Source organism: Thermodesulfobacteriota bacterium, assembly GCA_026415035.1.
Classification (GTDB): Bacteria; Desulfobacterota; BSN033; order BSN033; family UBA1163; genus RBG-16-49-23.
This window is the reverse complement of record JAOAHX010000022.1, coordinates 1-21,822: the sequence shown is the minus strand read 5'-3', so window position 1 is coordinate 21,822 and position 21,822 is coordinate 1. Positions and strand designations below refer to the sequence as shown.

General features: G+C 57.5%; 24 protein-coding genes and 1 pseudogene. 11 read left to right on the top strand and 14 right to left on the bottom strand.

Going from position 1 to position 21,822, the window contains the following annotated elements:
• Positions 1-50 precede the first annotated feature (50 nt).
• From N3G78_11955 to N3G78_11920, 8 genes and pseudogenes are all read right to left on the bottom strand, one after another.
• Positions 51-1,082 carry a DUF1786 domain-containing protein gene (locus N3G78_11955; GenBank protein MCX8118634.1) on the bottom strand — a complete coding sequence of 344 codons (1,032 nt, stop codon included), beginning with the start codon at positions 1,080-1,082 and terminating at the stop codon, positions 51-53.
• Positions 1,079-2,515, bottom strand: a pseudogene (locus tag N3G78_11950) (RtcB family protein). Before N3G78_11950 ends, N3G78_11955 begins: the two are co-directional and overlap by 4 nt.
• Before the next feature lie 37 nt (positions 2,516-2,552).
• On the bottom strand, positions 2,553-2,981 hold the full coding sequence (locus N3G78_11945) for an archease (protein ID MCX8118633.1): 429 nt from the start codon (positions 2,979-2,981) through the stop codon (positions 2,553-2,555).
• 8 nt (positions 2,982-2,989) lie between these two features.
• Entirely contained in the window at positions 2,990-3,400 is a 411-nt protein-coding gene (locus tag N3G78_11940) for a hypothetical protein (GenBank protein MCX8118632.1), read from the bottom strand.
• Between the two features lie 27 nt (positions 3,401-3,427).
• A complete protein-coding gene (locus N3G78_11935) occupies positions 3,428-3,877 on the bottom strand; it encodes a hypothetical protein (GenBank protein MCX8118631.1) in 450 nt (149 codons plus the stop codon).
• Positions 3,864-4,112 (bottom strand): hypothetical protein, encoded by a 249-nt coding sequence (locus N3G78_11930; GenBank protein MCX8118630.1) that lies wholly within the window; start codon positions 4,110-4,112, stop codon positions 3,864-3,866. The genes N3G78_11935 and N3G78_11930 overlap by 14 nt, the downstream gene beginning before the upstream one ends.
• 246 nt (positions 4,113-4,358) lie before the next feature.
• Complete coding sequence (locus N3G78_11925) at positions 4,359-4,706, bottom strand: zinc ribbon domain-containing protein (GenBank protein MCX8118629.1); 348 nt, start codon at positions 4,704-4,706, stop codon at positions 4,359-4,361.
• Positions 4,707-4,709: 3 nt separating this feature from the next.
• Positions 4,710-5,807 (bottom strand): MFS transporter, encoded by a 1,098-nt coding sequence (locus tag N3G78_11920; protein MCX8118628.1) that lies wholly within the window; start codon positions 5,805-5,807, stop codon positions 4,710-4,712.
• A 258-nt stretch (positions 5,808-6,065) separates the two neighbouring features.
• On the opposite strand from N3G78_11920, the gene N3G78_11915 reads away from it, so the two are divergent.
• The 11 genes from N3G78_11915 (at position 6,066) to N3G78_11865 (ending at position 16,282) form a co-directional block, all read left to right on the top strand.
• Positions 6,066-6,353, top strand: coding sequence for a TIGR04076 family protein (locus N3G78_11915; GenBank protein MCX8118627.1), 288 nt, complete (start codon positions 6,066-6,068; stop codon positions 6,351-6,353).
• A 46-nt stretch (positions 6,354-6,399) separates the two neighbouring features.
• Positions 6,400-7,188 (top strand): enoyl-CoA hydratase-related protein, encoded by a 789-nt coding sequence (locus tag N3G78_11910; protein MCX8118626.1) that lies wholly within the window; start codon positions 6,400-6,402, stop codon positions 7,186-7,188.
• Between the two features lie 70 nt (positions 7,189-7,258).
• A complete protein-coding gene (locus tag N3G78_11905) occupies positions 7,259-8,902 on the top strand; it encodes a fused MFS/spermidine synthase (protein MCX8118625.1) in 1,644 nt (547 codons plus the stop codon).
• Between the two features lie 19 nt (positions 8,903-8,921).
• Positions 8,922-10,124 (top strand): phosphoserine phosphatase SerB, encoded by a 1,203-nt coding sequence (gene serB / locus N3G78_11900; protein MCX8118624.1) that lies wholly within the window; start codon positions 8,922-8,924, stop codon positions 10,122-10,124.
• A 75-nt stretch (positions 10,125-10,199) separates the two neighbouring features.
• Positions 10,200-10,634: a hypothetical protein gene (locus N3G78_11895; GenBank protein MCX8118623.1), complete on the top strand. Its 435-nt coding sequence runs from the start codon at positions 10,200-10,202 to the stop codon at positions 10,632-10,634.
• Between the two features lie 168 nt (positions 10,635-10,802).
• Entirely contained in the window at positions 10,803-13,229 is a 2,427-nt protein-coding gene (gene priA / locus N3G78_11890) for a primosomal protein N' (GenBank protein ID MCX8118622.1), read from the top strand.
• Positions 13,230-13,307: 78 nt separating this feature from the next.
• Complete coding sequence (locus tag N3G78_11885; protein MCX8118621.1) at positions 13,308-14,585, top strand: AMP-binding protein; 1,278 nt, start codon at positions 13,308-13,310, stop codon at positions 14,583-14,585.
• Between the two features lie 6 nt (positions 14,586-14,591).
• Positions 14,592-15,098, top strand: a complete 507-nt coding sequence (locus N3G78_11880; GenBank protein MCX8118620.1) for a hypothetical protein — start codon at positions 14,592-14,594, stop codon at positions 15,096-15,098.
• 21 nt (positions 15,099-15,119) lie between these two features.
• A complete protein-coding gene (locus N3G78_11875) occupies positions 15,120-15,377 on the top strand; it encodes a hypothetical protein (protein MCX8118619.1) in 258 nt (85 codons plus the stop codon).
• Positions 15,378-15,462: 85 nt separating this feature from the next.
• A complete protein-coding gene (locus N3G78_11870; GenBank protein MCX8118618.1) occupies positions 15,463-16,071 on the top strand; it encodes a tetratricopeptide repeat protein in 609 nt (202 codons plus the stop codon).
• 52 nt (positions 16,072-16,123) lie between these two features.
• Positions 16,124-16,282: a hypothetical protein gene (locus N3G78_11865; GenBank protein MCX8118617.1), complete on the top strand. Its 159-nt coding sequence runs from the start codon at positions 16,124-16,126 to the stop codon at positions 16,280-16,282.
• A 31-nt stretch (positions 16,283-16,313) separates the two neighbouring features.
• Here the strand turns inward: N3G78_11865 and N3G78_11860 are convergent, their stop codons facing one another.
• From N3G78_11860 to N3G78_11835, 6 genes are all read right to left on the bottom strand, one after another.
• Entirely contained in the window at positions 16,314-17,756 is a 1,443-nt protein-coding gene (locus tag N3G78_11860) for a TldD/PmbA family protein (GenBank protein ID MCX8118616.1), read from the bottom strand.
• Between the two features lie 26 nt (positions 17,757-17,782).
• Positions 17,783-19,138: a TldD/PmbA family protein gene (locus N3G78_11855; protein ID MCX8118615.1), complete on the bottom strand. Its 1,356-nt coding sequence runs from the start codon at positions 19,136-19,138 to the stop codon at positions 17,783-17,785.
• A gap of 4 nt (positions 19,139-19,142) precedes the next feature.
• Positions 19,143-19,529: an iron-sulfur cluster assembly scaffold protein gene (locus N3G78_11850; GenBank protein MCX8118614.1), complete on the bottom strand. Its 387-nt coding sequence runs from the start codon at positions 19,527-19,529 to the stop codon at positions 19,143-19,145.
• A gap of 49 nt (positions 19,530-19,578) precedes the next feature.
• Positions 19,579-20,760 (bottom strand): FprA family A-type flavoprotein, encoded by a 1,182-nt coding sequence (locus N3G78_11845; GenBank protein ID MCX8118613.1) that lies wholly within the window; start codon positions 20,758-20,760, stop codon positions 19,579-19,581.
• 207 nt (positions 20,761-20,967) lie between these two features.
• A complete protein-coding gene (locus tag N3G78_11840) occupies positions 20,968-21,219 on the bottom strand; it encodes a hypothetical protein (protein MCX8118612.1) in 252 nt (83 codons plus the stop codon).
• 18 nt (positions 21,220-21,237) lie between these two features.
• On the bottom strand, positions 21,238-21,822 hold a 585-nt coding region (locus tag N3G78_11835), incomplete at its 5' end, for a hypothetical protein (GenBank protein ID MCX8118611.1).

Sequence of the window (21,822 nt, the reverse complement as noted above, 5' to 3'; positions counted from 1 at the left end):
TAATCCTCCTTAATCCCGTTCGGAGAGGAAAATAGGAACGAATCCTCTCTTCAATGAATGCCGAATCGATTTTGGGCGGCTTTGATCAGGCCCAGGGGGCCGGTCATCATGGTATTGCCGCCTGGGGCGGCAAAGGTATAGCGAAAGGAGGTCTCTTTGAAAAGATTTCGGTTGGGACCGGTCACCCAGATGCGAACCTCTTCATGATGAGGCGTTAGGGTGATCACCCCATGGCCCTCGTCTTCGAAGACTTCCTGTTGGGTCAACTCTCCTCGAAGGAAGCGGCGAAGATGATCTTCCAATTTCTTGGGGGTCAACCGGTGCGTGTGGTGCTCATATAGGCCCTCAATCTTTCCTTCGATCAACAGGGCGGCCATCGTATGGCCATTTCCGACGTTCACCACGAGACAGGGGTCTTCGGCCTCATTCAAACAGCCTAAGATGGCAGAAAAGGCGGTGTCCATGACGATCACGGGAGAGGGGGAAGCCCTCTTGACCGCCTTGGCGGCCGATCTCATCCGGAGGTATTGGGAGGGGATGGAATCCTCCGTGAAGTGGATGGATTCGGGCCGATTATCCTCCCTTAGCCTCGCCTCCATCTGTTCAAACCGGAAGGCCCGGTCAGAAACCCCTTTAGGGGCGACCCCGTGGTCTTGGACAGCCACGGCAATTACATCGAAGTCAAAATCCTCTCCGAATTGGGTGAGAAATCGTTGAAGGAGGGGGAGGTCAATCTCTTTGATCTCCAGTTCCTGAAACTTCCCGGGTGACGGGTTCTCCCCAACTTCGATCCCCATGGACCTGACCTCTTCGAGGTCGTTGCGGATCGAGTAGGCGGCAGATTCTGACATCACCACCCGATATCCCTTTTTCAGGTGGCCCTGGACCGCCCGTCCGATCGATCCACCGCCGATCGTATCCCCATAAATGTAGAGATCACCCGCCATCTTTCTCACCCTCGCGGCGAAGACCCTGGAGGGGGTCGGCAGGACGAGGGTGGAGCAATTCTCGATCGTCCTGTCGGAATCGAAAAGCAGGATGTCCTGGGTCCCTGCCCCGATATCGATGGCAAGGATCTTCACCCCTTGATCACTCCCATGGGAACCAGCTTGACCACCTTGAGGCTGATCCCGGCCTGGTGGACGACGTTGACCACGTTGCTCACGTCTTTGTAGGCCTCGGGGATCTCTTCCTCGATCGTCCCTTTGCTCGCCCCTTTGACGATGATCCCCCGATCCTCCAACTCCCTCACAAGGGCCCTACCCTTGGCCGCCTTGATCGCCTGATGGCGGCTCAACACCCGGCCTGCCCCGTGACAGGTCGAGCCGAAGGTCTCCTTCATCGCCCTCTCCGTTCCCACCAGGACGTAGGAACATCGGCCCATGTCGCCCGGGATGAGGACGGGCTGACCCACGGACTGGTAATCCCCTGGGATCTCCGGATGGCCCGGCGGAAAGGCCCGGGTGGCCCCTTTTCGATGGACGCAGACCTTCTTCTTCTCTCCGTGGACGGTATGGGTCTCGATCTTTGCGATATTGTGGCACACATCATAGACCAGACCGAGCTGGAGATCCCTCGGGCTTCTTCGGAAGACCTGCTCAAACGTCTCCCTCACCCAGTGGGTGATGATCTGTCGGTTGGCAAAGGCGTAATTGGCCGCGCAGGCCATGGCCCTGAGATAATCCTCTCCCTCCGGGGAAGAGACCGGGGCGCAGCAGAGCTGGGGATCGGGAAGTTCGATCCCATACTTTTTGGCGGCATTCATCATCACCCGGATGAAATCATCGCAGACCTGGTGGCCCAACCCCCTCGAGCCGGTGTGGACGAGGATCGTCACCTGATCTTTCCACAGGCCGAAGGACCGGGCGACCTCCTCATCGAAGACCTCAGCGACATAGCCCACCTCGGCGAAATGATTACCCGAGCCAAGGGTCCCCAGCTGAGCCCTCCCCCTCTCCATCGCCTTTTCGGAGACCAGATCCGGATCCGCCCCGCCGATGCAACCCTGGGCTTCGATGTGTTCGAGATCCTCCGAGGTGCCAAAGCCCTTTTCGATCGCCCACCGTGCCCCTTTTAAAAAGACCTGCTTCTGCTCCTCTTTGCTGAGCTTCAAATCCTTCCGATGGGAACCCACCCCCGAGGGAATGTTCATGAAAAGGGCCCCTACCAGCTCCTTCATCCGGCCTTCGATCTCGTTGCGGCTCAGACCTGAGCGCATCAGCCGGACCCCTCAGTTGATGTCATAACCGACCCCCCCGGGCGACACGATGCCATCGTTCAGATCGAAGGCGGCCACCCCACCGATGGGAAAGCCGTAACCCCAGTGGATGTCCGGCATGGCCAGAGAGGAACCGACGATCCCCGGAAGCCAGGCCACATTGGCCACCTGAGAAAGGCTCTGGTCTTTCCGGATGTCCTCCAGCATCGCCTCGTCGGCATAGATGATCCCGTCGGTTCTCATCTTCCCTTCCCTCGGGATCCTCCAACGATAATCGTCTACTTTCTGGATTTTGATCTTCTCATCCCCCATCGTTTCCTGATCCCTCCTTCGGTTAGAGGTCCAAGATGACTTTTGCCCTCCACCCTCCGTTTTCTCTCTTCACTTCGATCTGATGATAGGTGACGGCCTTCACAGCGGCCTTGATCTCGTGGATGCCCTCCTGAAAGGGTTCGCCTTGGACGGTCGCTTTGAGGCCCTCTGGGCCGACCGATTCGATGAGAAATCGGTTGAAGAGAAGGCCCTCGACCTCGTGAAGATAGAGAAGCTCGTGTAACCAGTCGACCATCAATCGTTCGAGGGGCTCGGCCGAAAGTTCGATGCGCCGGGCCTCCCTAGGTCGAACCCTCGCCACATCGGTGATCAACTCGAAGAAGGCCTCCCCTGCATGCTGAAAAAGGGCCTTGAGATCCTTCCCGTAGATGACCAGTCCGATATCGGCGGTATGATCGAGAATTTCATATCGCCCCGGGCTCCCTAACATGCCGACCCTCAACCCGTGGAAGCGCCCCTCGGGGACCTGGCTCGCTTCTGGTCCACCTTTTGACCGAAAGAATCTTTGGAGACCAAAACCCTTTCATGTTCTCCTTCGGCCACCTTCTCCTCCTCATCATAGGCCTCTACCTGGAAAAGGAGCCGATTCTTCTGGATCTCTTTGAGAAGGGCATAACTGACCACCCTCATCCCGAGAGGGGTGGGGGCCAGATGCCTCATCCGGATCTGGGTTCCGAGGCTGATCCGGTCCGGAGGCAGGTTCGCCTCAATGGCCTGAATCGCCGCCTCCTCCATGAGCTGAATCAACCGCGGTGTGGAGAGGACATGGATCTGAAACGGCCCGATATGGCTGACCAAATCCTCCTCTTGGACGACCATCTCGGCCTTTCCGGTCAATCCCGGAAGCATGAGGACCTCCTCGGCTTCTCCTTCCGATCAGAATTCGGTCAGGATTTCGCTGTCGTAGATCTTTTCGAGTCTCTCCTTATGCATCGATTCTTCGTGGGCCAGGAGCAACAACAACTTCTTCAGGTCAGCGTCCGCGACCAGTTGGGCGGTGGACTCGTAAAGCCGCTGGGACCGCTCCTCATTCTTGATCGCCGCCCGGAGGAGTTCTCCATAGGTCAATTCTGGACCGAAGGGGATATCCTCGATGGTTTCGCTGAGCCCCAGGCCCTTCCTCTCCTTCACTTCCACCTGGCCGATCTGCTTCAGATCGAACCCTTCGAGCCTCCGGCGGTGGCCCAACTCTTCTTCAGCCAGTTCTTCGAAGAACTTTTTGACCCCGGGCCGCGCCCGGTCCGCTGCGATCCGATAGGTGGTGGCTGCATCGGCCTCTTTCCGAATGGCAAACCGCAAGATCTCCTCGACACTATCCAGTCTCATCGTCTCCCTCCTTCTGAAAAGATCGTTTCACCTCCACAACCACTTTTTCTGCCTCTTCGGACCATGCCTCCGGGACCAACACCCTCGCCCATCCTTTCTGGGGGACATAGAGGCCGTCATAAGCGGTGTCGAGACAGGACCTGAGGACATGGGGGATCGCCGCGTCCTTTAAAGCTTGAACGAGCCGGTCCCCTTCAAAACGGTGATCGATGACGCCGACCTCTTTCCACCGCATTCTCTCAACTCCTTTTCTTATATTATAATGGACGAAGAGGCAATAGAAAAATCTCCGGGCTTGTGAGCAAACAAGGGGACCTTCTCTGCCCCTTTCCAAACAGCTTTCGATGGGCGCTCCGTAACCCCATGGGGATCTGGCTGTTTTTAATGTCCTAAAATGGGAAAGCGCCTTTCTCCCTCCCTTTCCCCCTTGTTCGGGAAAGAGGCCGAAGGAGGATCGGTTTTTCGACCTTTTGAAAGGAGGCTAATCCTCAAGGTCTTCGGATTTCGAAGCCCTCTCTTCTTCCATCGCCTCTTCGACCAGCTGGTCGACATCCTCTCCCATCTCATCGCCCAGCTCTTTCCCCATCTTCTTCATCCACCGGGCCATGCTCGTCGGGTCCTTTTCATCGAGGTCGCCCCATTTCGCGGGGTCGGCCAGGCTCTCCAGCCGGCTCTCCTCCGAACGGATCACCCTCACCCTGGAGAGGACCCTCTTCATCCTTTGGCTCTTGCATTTTTTGCATTGGGGGACGAAAGGCTCCCCCGGACGGAGGACGAGAAATTCCGAGATCTTTTTACAGTCTTCACAACGGTACTCGTAGATAGGCATCGTTCAACCTCCCCTCGCTTTCACAAATGAGTAAAAATAGAAAAGGTCGATAAGCCCTACCAACGCCAGACATAGAAACATGACCGTGAAGTTGGTCGCTTGGAGGACGATCCCCATGACCAAGGAGCCGACGCCTATTCCGGAATCGGAGAGGGTCATATAGGTTCCGATGGCTGGCCCCCGCGAGGAGCCTGCGAGGTCGATGGAGTAGGCCACCAGCGTGGGATAATAAAAGGCGTTGCCCACGCCCCAGATTACGGCCACCAGAAGGAAGAGCGGAAGAGAGGATGAAAACGCTAAAACGGCCATTCCCACAATCTGAGCGAGGATGCAGGGGAGGATGACCTTCTCTCTCGAATAGAGATCGAGGATCTTTCCGCCCAGGCTCCTGGCAAGCATGAGGGTGATGGCCAGGGCGGCGAAAAAGATCCCTGGATTGGTCACCCCATGTTGGAGGGCATAGAGGGAAAAGAAGGCCGTCACCGCGCCCCAGATGAAACTCCCCATGAAGGCCATGATCCCGGCGGGAAGGGCTTCTCGACTGAGGAGGGGTTGTTTGCGAAGGGACATCTCTGAGGGACCTGATCCCGACCTCTTCAATTGGCCAGAGATGACCAGGGCTATCATCGAGAGCCCTGCGCAGGCTAAAAAGAGGATCGAAAAACTGAAGTGGTTGACGAGGTCCATTCCCAGGGAGGGGGCGAGGGCGAAGGCCACGTTGATGGCCAGGTAGAAGAAGCTGAGACCTTGGCCTCGCTTCGATTTCGGCGTGATCCGGACCACCAGGGTGAAAGAGGCCGTCGCAAAGAGGGCCAGTCCGATGCCGTGGATGACTCGGACGATCAAAAAGGGCCAGAAGGGTTTGGCAAAGAGATAGGCGGTCGAAGAGAGAACGAAAAGGGCTGCTCCGGCGATCATGAAGGCCCTCTCCTCGACTTTGAGCAGGGCCCTTCCCACAAAGGGTCTGAGAACGAGGGAAGAAAGGCTGAAGGCGCCGATGAGGAGGCCGATCTCCGCCTCGGTCATGTTCGATGTCGAGAGGTAGATGGGCAGGGTCGGGATGAGAGAAAAGAAGGCAGAGGAAAAGGCGATCTGGGCCAAGAAACTGAGAAGAAAATCACGGGACCATATCTTTTGGGCGGACATACCGACTCATGCGAGAACGACCTGAAGCCAAGGACCCTTTGGTTTATAATGAAAAATCGGCAGGGATGCAAGCACCGGTTGGCCTCGAGGAAGGAAAGGGGGGAGCCATCCGAGGGTCCATCACCAGGCCGGGGGCTCATCCCAACCTATTGACAGGGGCTGGGTTTCTATTGATAATCGATGGAGCCGGTCTCGAGGAAAGGAGGGTTCGCCATGGCCAACCCTGAGAAGGTGGTCGTCAAAATCATCTCGGTCAAGGGGACCTGTGCCGCTGGACATCGGGTGGGGCAGGAATTCGATTTGAGCCAGGATTTCACGCTGGGCCTGTCCGGACGGGAACAGACGTTGTGCCCATCGGCCTTTTACGCCCTCTTCCCGTCCTGGCGGGTGTTGCGCCACGGAGGGACCTATCCTTGGGAGGAGGACCCCGACAGGGCCACGGTCGCCTGTCCCGATCCGGTCAATCCCGTCGTGATGGAACTCCGAAGGGTGAAGACCTAAGGAGTGGGGATCTCACTTTTTTGAAGGACGAGGAGGGTCTTTCGAGATGACCTATACGACCTTACTGTTCGACGTCAAAGATCATGTGGCCCATATCACTTTGAACCGACCGGAGGCGCTCAACGCGATCAACCTCGAATGGTCCAGGGACCTGATGCACGCCATCCTCCGCTGCGACGAGGACCCGGAAATCAAGGCCGTCCTCATCAGCGCCGCGGGCAGCCATTTTTGCGCCGGAGGCGATCTCAAGGCCTTCCTCGCCCATATTGACCATTTGCCTTCCCACATCAAAGAGGTGACGACCTACTTCCATGCGGCCATCTCCCGGATGGTGCGCATGGACCCCCCGGTGATCGCGGCAGTCCACGGTTACGCCGTGGGCGCGGGCATGAGCCTCGCCCTCGCCTGCGATATCCTCCTGGCCGCCCCCTCCGCCCGGTTCAGCGTGGCCTATACCCGCGTGGGTCTGACTCCGGACGGGAGCATGTCCTACTTTCTCCCCCGAACGGTCGGCCTCAAGAGGGCCCTCGAACTCACCCTGACGAACCGGATGCTCACCGCGGAGGAGGCCTCCGCCCTGGGCATCGTCACCCGTGTGATTCCTGAAGAGGAGCTTCTGGCCAAGGCCAGAGAGCTGGCCCTTCAGCTCGCCCAAGGTCCTCTGAAGTCCTTTGGGGCGGCCAAGAGGCTGATGCGAACCGGTGGGAACGAGACCCTCGAAACGCAGATGGAGGAAGAGAGCCAGACCATCGCGGCCATCACCCGCACCCGCGATACCCGGGAAGGCATCGCGGCCTTCGTCGAAAAGCGGAAGCCATCTTACCGGGGCGAGTGACCCTTCCCTTGAACTCTCCAGGGAGAAGTTTTAGAATGACGCCTATCGAATCCCCGAGTGAGGTCCCGAGATGCAAAAAGAGGTGATCAAGGCCAACATCGTCGTCTTCATCGCCAGCTTCTGCACGCTGGTGATCGAGCTGGTGGCAGGAAGGATCATGGCCCCCTACGTGGGCGTTTCCCTCTACACCTGGACGAGCATCATCGGTGTGGTCCTGGCAGGCATCAGCATCGGTGCCTACCTGGGCGGCCTGATCGCGGATCGTTTTCCCCGCACCTCGACCCTCGGCTGGCTCCTCATCCTCTCCGGCGTCGGCGCCTTCTCGATTGCACCCTTGACGAACTTGGTGGGCGGGGCCCACTTCCAAACGAGCCTCATGGTTCGGATCCTCCTCATCACCACCATCATCTTCTTCGGCCCAGCCTGCGTGCTCGGGATGATCTCGCCGGTCGTCGTCAAACTCACGTTGAATAACCTCGCCAAAACAGGGAATGTCGTTGGCAAAATCTACGCCTTCTCGACCCTCGGCTCCATCCTCGGGACCTTCGCCACCGGTTTCTTCCTCGTCTCCTGGATGGGGACTCGGAACATCCTTCTCACGATGGGGATCATCCTCATCCTCTCGGGGCTGATCTTCGGAGGATTTCTGGAAAGGAAGAGGAAGGTCGTCTTCTTCTCCCTGCTTCTCGTCCTCCTCTTCCTCGTCTTGCCCCTGGCGGTCTTTTATGGATATGCGGCCCTCCGGCCAGAGGAGGTGCCCCTCTGGACTCCCCCGGCCGAGGCCCTCCAGAAGGCCTATGGCTATGCCTTCAAACCGCCCCTGGACGAGGACACCTACTTTTTCAAGGAGAGCGACTACTACACCATCAAACTGAAACGGAGCACCCGGGGGAACCACGGCAACCCCCTCGAGTCCCTGGTCCTCGATCACCTGGTCCACTCCTACACGGACCTGAAGGACCCCTTCTATCTCGAATACGAATACATTCGGGTCTACGAGGAGTTCGTCCGGTGGCAGGCCAAGAAACGAAAAGCCTTCAAGGCCCTCTTCATCGGCGGAGGAGGCTATACCATTCCCCGCTATATCGAGGCGAAGTATCCGACGGCCGAGATGGACGTGGTCGAGATCGACCCGGAGGTCACCCGGGTGGTCCACCAGTATTTGGGGGTCTCGGAAAAGACGAGGATTCGCTCCCATAACATGGACGGCCGCTGGTTTGTGATGAACTGCAAGGAGAAAGGCCGTTACGATTTCATCTTCGGCGATGCCTTCAATGACCTCTCCATCCCCTACCACCTGACGACCAAAGAGTTCGCCGCCCAATTGAAGGCCCTCCTCAAACCGGACGGATTGTTATTGGCCAACGTGATCGATAATATGCGAAAAGGGAGGTTTATGCCCTCCTATATCCGAACGCTGGAGGAGGTCTTCGGAAAGGGTCATGTCCACCTCGTCACCCTCAGTCCCGACTTTGACAGCATCGGCATCAGCACCCACGTGGTCGTCGCCAGTCCTTCCAAGCTCGACCTCGAGGATTTCGTTAAAGTCGTGAAGAAGGAGAAGGGTGAGGAGATGGTCTCCTATGTGATGCCTCAGGAGATGTTACAGAATTATCTGAACCAACGGAAGTGGATCATCCTCACCGACGACTATGTGCCTGTGGACAACCTGATCGCCCCCATCTTCGAGGAGCGCTTCGGGTACCAACGATGAGGGGGATCTGAACGGTTCCATGGAGGAGAGGAAAGATTTCGTCCTGGTCACCGTCTCCGGGCCGGATCGACCGGGCATCACCGCGGCCTTCAGCCAGATCCTGGTGGAGAATCAGGTGGAGATCGTCGACATCGAACAGGCCTCGCTCCAGGACTTTCTGGGGCTCTCCTTCCTCCTCGACACGAGCGGTGCCAAACAGTCCAAAGACGGGGTGTTGAAAGACCTGCTCTTCGAGGCGAGCCGCCTCGGCCTGACGCTCAATTTCCGCCTCTACTCGGAAAGCGAGGTGAGGGCCCGAAATAGCAAGAACCTCTTCGTCCTCACCTATTTCGGCGACACCCGGGCCCTCGCGGAGATCTCCCGGATCCTCGCCGAGGAAAACGCCAACATCGAGACGATCGCCAACCTGACCCGACACTGTGCCAGTTGTGTGGAGCTGACGGTCAACGTGAATGGCGTGCCGAACCTCTCCCGCCTCAAAGAGAGGGTGATCGCCAAGAGCCATGAGCTCGATATCGATCTGGCCCTCCAGAAGATGGAGGCCTATCGAAAGAATAAGCGGATCGTCTTCTTCGATATGGACAGCACCTTGATCGACATGGAGCTCATCGATGTGATGGCGGAGCGGGCCGGGGTCTTCAAGGAGGTCTCCAGGATCACGGAGAAGGTGCGAAGAGGAGACCTCGACTTCGAAGAGGCTCTCGCCCAACGGGTGGGCCTTCTCAAGGGATTAAAGGTCAAAGAACTCGAAAAGATCAAGACGGAGATCCGCCTCTCGGAAGGGGCGGAGGAGCTCGTCTCCATTCTCAAACGGTACGGATTTAAATTGGGCGTGGTCAGCGGAGGGTTCCGCTACTTCGCCGACCACCTGAAGGAGAGATTGGGACTCGATTTCGCCTACGCCAACGAGCTCGAGATCAAGCAGGGAAAATTGACCGGTAGGGTGATCGGCCGGATCGTCGATAACGCCTACAAGGCAAAGATCGTCCATCAGGTCTCCGAGGCCGAGGGAATCCACCTCGATCAAACTGTCGCCGTGGGCGATGGGGCCAATGATGTCCTCATGCTGGGCCAGGCGGGCCTGGGAATCGCCTACAATGCCATGGGGAAACTCGATCGGGCCGCCAGCATGAGCCTTGGAAAGGCCCGCCTCAGGAACATCCTCTACCTCCTCGGAATCTCCGAGGCCGAGATGGGTCCTTGGAACGCCTGCAAAACGTGAGGGAGGGTCGCCCGGCCAGAAAAGGAAAGCCAGATGGTCGCAGAAAAAAAACCGAAAACCGCCCGAACGAAAAAAATGGCAGAGGGGCCTCGATGCGGACTATGCGGCAAGAGGAAGAAATTGAAAAAGACGGAATGCTGTGGCAACTGGATCTGCGACGATGCGGACCGATATGTCCCCTTCTCTTATGCCCGAAATAGCTGTGCCAGGAACCACGACCGATACACCCTCTGCGGATACCATTATCATGAGGGACACGAAGGATCTTGGAAGGATTGCGAGCTCTGCCGAAACGCCTTCGTCACGGAGATGTACGTCTATTACGGAACCAACGAATATAATTTTGAGAAACTCGAAAATCCCCCCGCCTATCTGCCCACCCGTTGTGCCATCTGCGGGGTCATCATCCTTCTGGGCTATGAGACCTATTCCACCCGAGGCGATCAATATTACTGCGAGAAATGCGCCCTCAAAGACTTTGAAAGGCGATATCCTCGAAAAAAAGATTGAACGGGGTCTTTCCCGGCGGCCGCGGTCAAGGGGGATGGCGGTCGGCCGGCCCTCCATCGAATCCCTTTTTTACTGCCCGAGGGAGACCTCTTTTCCTCCTTCGGTCCCCTTTCAAAGGCCCCAGAGTCTCGATTGACAAACCCAAACAGAGCGGATAACTTCTCGTCCATGACGAAGCAGATCGTCGAAGTGGCGGTCGGGCTCCCCGTGTTCAAGACCTTTCATTACCTCATCCCGGAAAGGATGAGGGGATTCCTCCAGGTCGGGATGCGGGTCCTGGTGCCTTTCAAGGGACGAAGGGTGACCGGATTCTGCCTCGACCTCCTCGATCGACCGCCCGAAGGGATCGAGGAGAAGCTCCGGGAGGTGGAGGAGCTCCTCGACACCGCCCCCTTGATCGATCCCTCGATGCTCCGCCTTCACCGGTGGATCTCCGAGTACTACCTCTATCCTCTTGGAGAAGTGATCAAGACCGGACTCCCGCCCGGACTCCACCTGAAGAGCGAATGGGTCCTCCGTCTCACCGAGGAGGGAAGAAGGGCCTTGAGGATGGGCACCTTGGAGGAGGACGACGAGAGAATCCTCCGCGAATTAGAAAGAAGAGGGAGGGCCTCCCTAAAAAGTATCCTCAAGGCTCACTTTGGAGAGGAGGGGAGGTCCAGGATCCTCCTGTTGAAAAAGAAAGGACTGGTTTTAATCGAGACGGGATGGGAAGGCAAGCCCGTCAAACCCAAGCTCGAAAGGATCGTTCGGGTTGCGGGGGAACCCATCAAAATCCACCTGACCCCGAAGGAGAAGGCGATTCTGGCATGGCTCAACGAAAGGGGAGAGGCGTCCTCGTCGGAGTTGAAAAGCCAATTCCCGTCCTCTTCTCGAACGGTGCGGTCCCTCCAGAAGAAAGGGGCCATCTCCATTGCCCTTCGGGAGGTTTTTCGACAGCCCGCCCCGGCATGGGGGTTTCGCCCCTATCCCAAACTCCGGCTTACGCCCGCCCAGGAGGCTGCCTTTGCCGAGATCAAGCAGGGGATCGAAGCGATGCAGTTCAGCCCCTTTCTCCTCTACGGGGTGACCGGGAGTGGAAAGACGGAGATCTACCTCCAGGCCATCGCAGCCACCCTTCAACAGGGGAGAGAGGCCATCGTCCTCGTCCCGGAGATCTCCCTGACCCCGCAGCTCCTCTCCCGATTCAAAGATCGTTTCGGTGGAAGTTTTGCCCTCCTCCACAGCGGGTTGGGAAGAGGGGAACGATACGACGAGTGGCGGAGGATTTGGAAGGGAGAGGTCAAGATCGCCCTGGGCGCCCGTTCGGCCATCTTCGCCCCTTTCAAAAGACTCGGCCTGATCATCGTCGACGAGGAGCACGACCCCTCCTACAAGCAGGAGGAGAAGTTGAAATATCACGCGAGGGATATCGCCATCGTCCGGGCCAGGCAGTCCGGGGCCACGCTCGTTTTGGGCTCGGCCACCCCCTCCCTCGAATCCTTCTATCACGCGGAAAAGGGCAGGTTCCGTCTCCTCACCCTTCGGGAGAGGGTCGAGCAGAAACCCCTCCCCAGCGTGGACGTGGTCGATATGAGAAAGGAGAGAGGGCTCCTCTCGGAAAGATTGAAATCGGCCCTCCAGAAAACGATCGAGGAGGGGGGACAGAGCCTTCTCTTTCTCAATCGGAGGGGCTTTGCGAACTTCGTCCTCTGTCCGGAATGCGGTTTTACGTTCAAATGTCCCAATTGTAGCGTCACCCTCACCTTCCACCTGAGGGATCGGTCCCTCCGGTGCCATTACTGCGATTACCAAACGAAATCACCCGGAGATTGTCCTCACTGTGGAGGACACCGGATGAGGGGGATGGGCATCGGGACCGAACGTCTGGAGCAGGAGATCAAAGCCCTCTTCCCGAATCAGAAGGTTCAGAGAATGGATCGGGATACGACGGCTCGGAAATATGCCCATCACCAAATCCTAAGGGAGGTGGAATCTGGCGAGACGGACATCCTGGTGGGGACCCAAATGATCGTCAAAGGCCACGATTTTCCCAAGGTGACCCTGGTGGGCGTCATCTCGGCCGATACCTCCCTCCACTTCCCCGACTTCCGATCGAGCGAACGAACCTTCCAGCTCCTCACTCAAGTGGCGGGGAGGGCAGGAAGGGGGGACCTGCCCGGAGAAGTGGTGATCCAGACCTTCAATCCAGATCATTTCGCCATCCGGTGGGCGAGGGATCACGATTTCGACAGGTTTTATCGGGAGGAACTCGAATGCCGAAGGGCCCTGGGCTACCCTCCCTTCTCAAGGCTGATCAACTTCAGGCTGACCGGGAATCACGAGGCCAGGACCCAGGCCATGGCCGAAGAGATGGGAAGGGAGGGAAGGGCCCTCTTGAAAAGGGGATTTGAAAAGGGGATCGAACTGCTGGGTCCCTGCCCGGCACCTTTTACGAGATTGAGGGGAAAATTCCGATATCAGATGTTGGCCAAGGGGACCAATGTCCGGCTCCTCCACCAATTTGCCCGACAACTCCTCCCACGGATTGAGGGGAGGCTCAAGGGAAGGGGGGTGCAGCTGGAGGTTGATGTAGATCCGGTCTTTATCCTATAATGGACACGCAGGGAGGGCTCCGGGGCAGAGATGGGATCCAACCCAGAGGGCAGTCATGTCCCTTGAAAGGGGGGCGAGATGGTCGACCGAAGACACGGCTTTTTTCTCCAAGAGATGGAAACGATGACCAAAGAAGAGCGGGAGGCCTACCAGCGGACCAAGCTCTCTGAAATCCTCAACCACGGCTATCTCCACTCCAAGGCGATCCGTACGGGTTTCGAAAAGGTCGGCCTCACCCCCGGCGAGATAAGGGAGGTGAAAGACCTGGAAAAGCTCCCCGTCACCAAGAAGTCCGACCTGGTCAACGCCCAGAAGGAGGCCCCACCTTTCGGAGGCTTCGTCGTCCCATCGGAAAAGGCCCTGAGGAGGATCTACATCTCACCCGGCCCGGTTTACGAACCCGGCGAATGGGATTATGAAGACCGGCGCTGGGCCCAGGCGCTCTATGCGGGCGGGATCCGCCGGGGAGATATCGTCCTCAACACCTTTAATTACCACCTCACCCCTCTGGCCTTCATGTTGGACGAATCGCTCCATATGCTCCAAGCCACGGTTGTGCCCGTCGGCCCCGGCAATATCTCCATGCAGATCAACCTGATGAGACAGTTGAAGGTCACCGGATACATCGGCACGCCGAGCTTCCTCATGGCGATCTTGGAGGCCGCCGAGGGCATGCACCTCGATCTCAAAAGGGATATCCACCTGGAGGCGGTCTTCGTGGGGGCCGAGATGTTGCCCGAATCCCTCCGCCACAAGTTAGAGACGAAGCTCGACCTCATGGTCCGGCAGGGCTATGGCACGGTCGATGTGGGCTGTCTCGGCTACGAGTGCCCTGAAAGAAAGGGAATGCACATCCCTGAAGACGTGATCGTCGAGATCGTCGATACGGAGACGGGCAAGCAGATGGAGGCCGGGGCGACCGGGGAGATCGTCGCCACCAACTTCAGCAAGGTCTTTCCCATGCTCCGTTTCGCCACCGGAGACCTCTCCTACCTGATCGACGAGCCCTGTCCCTGTGGAAGAACGTCGGTGCGCCTTGGGAAGATCATGGGCCGGACCGACCAGGTGACCAAGGTCTGGGGGATCTTCATCCATCCCTGGCAGGTCGACGAGCTGATGGCCAAGTTTCCCATCGTGGCCAATTATCAGGTGGTCGTGACGAGAAAGGACTACCGCGATGAAATGATCCTCTACGTGGAGTTGAAGGAGGAGATCTCCGACAAGATGGGGTTGAAGAAGAGGCTGGAGCGGGAAATCCTGGAGACCCTCAAGGTCCCCTCGGAGGTGGTCCTGACGGAGAGAGGTGGGATTCCGGACCGGGCCAAGAAGATCGACGACCGGAGGATCTGGGAGTAGATCGGGATGGGAATCGAAGGAAAGGTGAAGGTGGGCGGGATCATGGCCGCAAGCGGTCTGGCCACCGTGAGCATCCTCTCCCTCCCTGACCGACCCGATGTCCCCGGAACGATCCTCCATGCCTTGGGAAATCGAAACATCAACATCGAATTTGTCGTCCATAACCTCGACATCGAGGGAAACGGCAATATGACCTTCTGCATCGATCAAAAGAACCTCGAGGCGGCCCTGGCGGTCCTCGAAAACGTCAAATCCCTGATCGAAGCCCGGGGCATCTCCTACCATCCCGACGTGGCCACCATCAGCGTCTTCGGGCCCCATTTCAGGGAGAGGCCGATGATCTCGGGTCTGATGTTCAATGCCCTGGGAACGGCCGGGATCAACGTGATGGCGATCAGCACCTCGATCTCCAGTTGCTCCTGTGTGATCGAGGCCAGCCAGGTCGAAGAGGCGATGAGGGCCCTGCACGACACCTTCGAGGCGCCCCATCAGATCACGAAGTTCGCACCCTAAAAAAGAAGGGCGGGAATGTGAATGGAAAAGGCACTGGAGCGATTGGCGGAGCAGATCCTCGCCTTTGATGAGGCCTCCTTGGTCGGGCTGAGGGAGAAATACCGTTCCCGGATTGACCATTTCGACGGGACCCGGGAATGGGAGAAAGCGGTCATCATCTACTCCATCATCAACGCCGTCAGCCTCAAGAATAACCTCTTCAACGAGAACGTCTTGAAGCGGAAAAAGGAAACGGAAAAGCCAACGCCTCCAAGGCCGCCCTTAAAAAGGATTAAGTAGCCACTCTCTTCCCCCTCCGTCTCTTTGTGCGGAACGGCCCTGGATAAATCGAGCCCGATGGGATAGAATTTCTCAAGAGGGACGGATGAAAAAAGAGACAGCCCTTTTAGCCATTTTCATCGCCTTCCTGGTCGGGTTTATCACGGGCGCGGTGGCGGCCATCCTCAGAGGGACGAAGGGGCTGGAAAAGTTGGCCGCTCCCCCATCCCCCCAACAGTCCCTACCGGCCTCGCCCGAACCGGACCTTACGGCGATGAATCTCAGGATCAAGGCCCTCCAAAACCTCCTGGAGAAAGACCCCAAAAATTTAGAGGCCCTCGAAGAGCTGGGCAACCTCTACTTCGATACTGGGCAACCCAGAGAGGCCATCGACGCCTACAGCCGGTATCTGGCCATCCAACCGGATAATCCCAACGTCCGGACGGACATGGGGATTATGTACCGGGCCTTGGGGGACTTCGACCGGGCCATCTCGGAATTTAGACGGGCTGCGCAATCCGACCCCAAACACCTCAACAGCCGATACAATATTGGGATCGTCCTCCTCCACGACAAGAATGACGTTTCGGGAGCGATCCGCGCCTGGGAGGAGTATCTCAAGGTCGATCCGAACAGCGAAAGGGCGAACCGCCTGAAAGCCCAGATTGAAAAAATGAAGCGGATGGGAAAAGACGTTCCTAAGGTTTCCAAGTAAACCCCAGGGATCGATGGGTTGAGGCCACCAAGGCCCCTTTCCGAGATGATCAATGAAAAGAGAGGAGAAGGACCCGGAACTGGAAGAGGCCAAGGAACTTTTTAAAGAAGGCCTGAAGAAACTCTTTGAGGCCACCAAAAAGGTTTCAGAGAAGGTCGTCGAGGGCTTCCGGGAAGGCTACGCCGAGGACGTCACCAAAAAAGAAGGGTGAGCCCAAGAGGGGCATCCCTCCCGATTCCCCTTTATTTCATCACCCCCACCTGGACATTCCTGAACCGAGCCGGTGAGGCCCCGTGGCCCACATGGGCCACCTGCCCAGGCTCTCCCTTTCCGCAGTTGGGGGTCCCCCACATCTGCCAGTGATCCCGGTTGGCAATGGCATCGCAGGAGCCCCAGAACTTTGGGGTGATGCCAGTATAGGTCGGATTTTTGATCATCTCCCCCAGCTTCCCGCCCTTGATCTCCCAGCCGATCTCCGTCCCGAACTGAAAGTTGATCCTCTTGTCGTCGATCGACCAGCTCCGGTTGGTGGAGAGAAACACTCCCTCTTCGGTATCGGCGATCATCCCCTCCAAGGTCCACTCCCCTGGCTCGAGGTTGATGTTGGTCATCCGGATCAAGGGGATGCGATTCCAGCCGTCTGCCCTCATCGTGCCGTTGCTCTCCTTGCCCAGCACAGGGGAGGTCTCCCTGGAGGTGAGGAGGTTGACCAGAATGCCTTGGGAGATGATCGGAACCCTCTGGGCCGGGATCCCTTCGTCGTCGTAACCGAAAGTGCCCAGGCCCCCGGGATAGGTGGCATCGGCAACGACATGGACGATCTCCGACCCATATCGAAAAGATCCCACCATCTGGGGCGAAATAAAACTGGTCCCCGCATAACTCGCCTCGGTCCCTAACACCCGATCCAACTCGATCGGATGGCCGATCGATTCGTGAATCTGAAGGGCGAGCTGGGATCCGTCGAGGATCAGGGTTGTGACCTTCGAAGGGCAGGGTTTGGCCGAGAGAAGCCGAACCGCCTCCTCGGCGATCCTTTCCGCGTGAGCCTGCAGGGCCAGCGATTCGACCCATTCGAACCCCCGGGTGGCGAAGTTTCCCCTGAAGGAGTTGGGATAGGACCTCACCTGGACCTCTCCGCCCTCGATCGCCGTGGCCGAGATTCCAGCGCCACACTCGATGATCTCCTGTTCAATATAGGAGCCTTCGGTGGAGGCGAAAATCTTCTCGGTCCGGTAGGCTCCCATAAAGGCCTCCGAGATCTTCACCCCTGGATTTCTCCTTAAAATTCCATCGCTGGAGAAGAGGAGGCTCAACTTCTCTTCGAGGGGAACTTCGAAGGGATCTTTTGAAATGGGCGTCCGATACCGGTCCACCCGGCCGGGCAAGGAGGGGTAAAACACCTCACCCCCCCCGGCCTTCGAGCTGGCCTTGGCAATCTTTAAGGCTTTCGTCAAGGCCTTCTCCATCTCGACCTTCGTCATTTTGGAGCTGCAGGCGAAACCCCATGCCCCCCGGTAAAGGACCCGGATGCCGAATCCCGAATCCTCGTCGTAGGAATAGGCTTCAATCCGACCGTTCTTGACGCCGATCTCCTCGGTCCATCGGTGCACCACGCGAAGGTCGGCGTAATCCACCTTTTTGAGGTCGGCGAGGTCAAGAACGCTTGCGATAAGCTCCTTCATCAAAATCCTCTCCCCTTCGAAAGGACCTACAGGGTGGAGACTCCTGAAAAATAAAACCCGTCCACCTTGATCGCAGGGGCCACCACGCCGGTGACGAAGCGCCGAGAATAGACCGTCCCCTCCGAGCAGACCCTCCGCTCTTTTGAAACGGCGCTCACCCTCGAGAGGGCTCGGAGGATCGATTCGGTGAACCGGAGGTTCTTCAGGGGGGCCTTGATCTCGCCCTCCTCGATCAGAAAGGTGCCATCCCGGGTCATGCCCGTCACCACAGCCCTCATCGGCTCCACCACGTTGGTGTAGTGAAACCGGGTCACGTAGATCCCCTTTCGGACCGACCGAATCATCTCCTCCAGAGAGGAGGTCCCTTCCTTCATCAACAAGTTAATGGGGATCGGGCCTTCGGGGTTGGGGGCCACGAGGGCATGGCCCGTCGACTTCTTCCCCTCCCGGTTGGCGGTGAAAGAGTCGTAAGTCACCGCCTTGGCGACCCCCTCCTCGAAAAAGACCACCCTCTGTTTGGGAACGCCCTCGAAATCGAAGGGGACCTGCAGTCCCAGGGGATCAAGGCCGTCATCATAGATCGTCACTTTCTCGTCCACCATCTTCTGCCCCAACTGGTTGCAAAAGAAGCTTCGTCCCTCCTGAAAAGCCAGGGCGTGGAACCCGAGATATCCGAGAAAGGAGAGAAGCTCGCTCACCGCATAGGGCTCCAGGACCACTTCATATTCCCCCGGTTCAATCGGAAGGGGCGGCCTCCCGTGGATCTTTCGGACCGCCTCTTGGACGAGGGAGGGGAGATCGAGCTCGTCGGGATCCCTCGAGACGAAACTGGCGTAACCCGATCCCTCCTGGTTCTGGACGATGAGATGGACGAAGAGATCCGAGTACTTCTGGTAGGCCTCCACCCCGAGGGAGTTGACGATGGCGACCTCGACCTTCCCGTTGGAAAAGGCCCCGGAGACCTCAAGCCCCCTCTCCTTGATGCTTTTGAAGACCTCCTGGATCAGGGCCGCCTTCCTGTTCGGGGTGAGCCGCTCGATCTCATGGCAAAACGTCTCGATCTCCGGGATCGTCTGCGGCGTGGGAAGAGAGACGAACTCCTCGTTGGGGGGCTGGGCCTCGGCGACGCCGATGGCCCTCTGAAGGAGGTCTTTTAAAGAGGAACGGCCGAGGCGGTTGGTGGTCAAAACGGCGATCCTTTTTCCTTGGATGACCCGGAGGATCAACGTGGCATTCCTCTCGGCGACGTGCTGATGGATGCGGTTGCGGGCAAATCGTGTTAGAGAGGAGTCCTCCGTGAGGAGCACGGCTTCGGTCTGGTCCGCCGGAGAACGCTGAACCAGATCGTTTAATAACCGGAGGCTTGCTTCTTTTCCGACCATGGATTCAGTTCCCGGCCCTTCTTTTTCGGTAATCCTCCACCGCTGCCCGAATCGCCATCTCCGCGAGGACGGAGCAGTGGATCTTGGACTCGGGAAGGCCTCCAAGGGCCTTGACGATATCCTCGTCCTTGATCTGCAGGGCCTCCTCGATCGTCTTTCCCTTGATCATCTCGGTGGCAAGGCTGGAAGAGGCGATCGCCGCCCCGCAGCCGAAGGTGAGGAATTTGACATCGACGATCCGGCCCGACTCCACCTTAAGGTAGAGCCTCATCGAATCTCCGCAGACAGGATTCTTCGCCTCTCCCACTCCATCCGGATTCTCCATCTCGCCCATATTCCTCGGATGGGTGAAATGGTCGATCACCACCGGACCATAGACTGGATGTTCCATCAGGCACCCCCCACGTGGCTGAAAGGGACATGGGCTGATCGGCCCCGTCTCACGAGCTTAACCTCTTCGCGAATTCCTTCCCAAATTCGATGGCCCTCTTGATCTCGTCGGGATCGGGGATGTACTGGGCAGCCAGCTCCTTCTCCCAGACCTCGAACCTCTCCTCTTCGAGGCTCTTGCGCATCTCCTTGATCGCCCCCCCGCCCCAGCCATAGGAGCCGAAGAGGCCGAATCGTTTCCCCGTCGGCTTCAATCCTTTCATGTAGGTGAGGAAATCGCCCATGGTGGGAAACATCCCGTTATTCAGCGTAGGAGACCCTAACAGGACGCCCTTGGCTTCGAGCATCTCCTCGATGATATCGCTTCGATGATTCGACCGGAGGTGGAGGAGTTTGGCATCGACCCCCTCCTCGACCAACCCCTTTAAGATCGCCTTGGCCAGCAATTCCGTGCTTCCCCACATCGTGTCATAGACGACGAGGACCTTCTGGGAAGTCTTCCCCTGGCTCCAGTCGACATAGGCCTGAAGGATTCGCTGGGGGTCTTTCCTCCAGATGAGGCCATGGCTTGGGGCGATCACATCAATGGGAATCCCCATCTTCACCACCTCGTCGATCTTTTTGAGAATCAAGGGCGCCAGGGGCCAGAGGATGTTCGCAAAATACTTGGCGGCGTGTTTCATCACGTCCGTGCAGACCTCGTCCTCGAATCTCTGGCAGGTGGCGATGTGCTGACCGAAGGCGTCGTTCGGAAACAAAACCCGCTCTTCCGGGATATAGGTGAACATGCTGTCCGGCCAGTGAAGCATGGGGGCCTCGACGAACGTGAGGGTCCTTCGGCCGATGGGAAAGGTCTCGCCTGTCTTCACCACCTTGAAATTCATCGACCTCTGGTAATGCTTCGCCAGTCCCTTCTGGCCTCTCTCGGAGGTCAGGATCAAAGGATTCCCGATCCGCTCAACCAGTTGAGGGAGGGAGCTTGAGTGATCCATCTCCACATGGTTGGAGACGATGACGTCGATCTTGGAGGGATCCAGAATTTCTGAAATCCGGCCCACCATCTCGAGGTAAAAAGGCGTTTTGACGACGTCGATGAGGACATTCTTCTCATCTAAGACGAGATAGGCATTGTAAGTCGTCCCCGTAGGGGTCGAATAGCCGTGAAAATCCCTTACATTCCAGTCGATCGCCCCGACCCAGTAAATCCCCTTTTTCAGTTCCACAATCTCCATGGTGTCCCCCTTTTGATTCGAAATTCCCTCGATGCTCGGAACAAAAAACCTAAATAAACTTAATCAATCTCCCGACAAAATTCAACCGGAGAGAGTCTGGCTCCCTCATGGCCGGAGCCACCCCAGGAAAACAAAAAGCCCATCAACCCTTCGGATTGATGGGCTGGGAGAATCCCGAAGCCAAAGCCCCCCGGTAGGGAAACCCTCCTATTTCCCGATCTCAACCGGTTTACACAAGTCCTCCTGAAAGACGGCCACACGGCCACAGGCCTCGCAAACGTAGTTCAACTTGGCGGCCTTGGGTTTGCAAACATGCCGGGGGTTGGATACCGTAACCCCGCAATATTCGCAGGTATAAGCCTTTTTAATCTCCTGGGGATCACAGAGATGTCCCTTCTCCGTCGTCACCATCCCGCAGGTTTTACATTTGTAAACCTTCCCTTCTCCTTTTTCGGCCATTTGAATTCTCCTTTCTTCCTATTTTTTATCCGGAAAGACCTCAAAGGACTCTAAGATCGCTTTTAAATCCTCCCGGTCCTTGCTCCCCTCCTTCTCAACGATCATGAAGAGGATGAAGATCTGGTAGGGCTCGGCAAACCCATAAATCCAACCTTGTTCTCTTTTGATCCCCTTGACGTGGTAGGTCGCCGACTTTTTGGCGGCATATTGAACCCCTTTGAGGCGGACGGGCTCGGTCGGGCCGAAGGAGACCTCGATCCCCTTCCCATGTTCTCCCTCCAATTCTTTCTTAAAACCACCGGCGGCTGCTGTAACCAGATTTTCCATCTTCTCCTGACTGAATCTCGAATAACGACCGGCAGGTGTGAAGTCGAACTGGATATTCGATTGGGTTAAGGGATTATAGATAAAGACTTCGGATTCCTCTAAGCCTTCCTTCTCATAACCCAATTCCAACATGAAGGGGGGGAACTGGGTGGCAATCTTCCAGCCGGTAGGGGCAGTGACATTGAAAGGAAACCGGATGCCTGTAAAACGATCATTTTCGACCTTTCCCACGGGCAGGCTCAGGTCCTCCTTGATGGGCTCGCGAACAGGAACCCC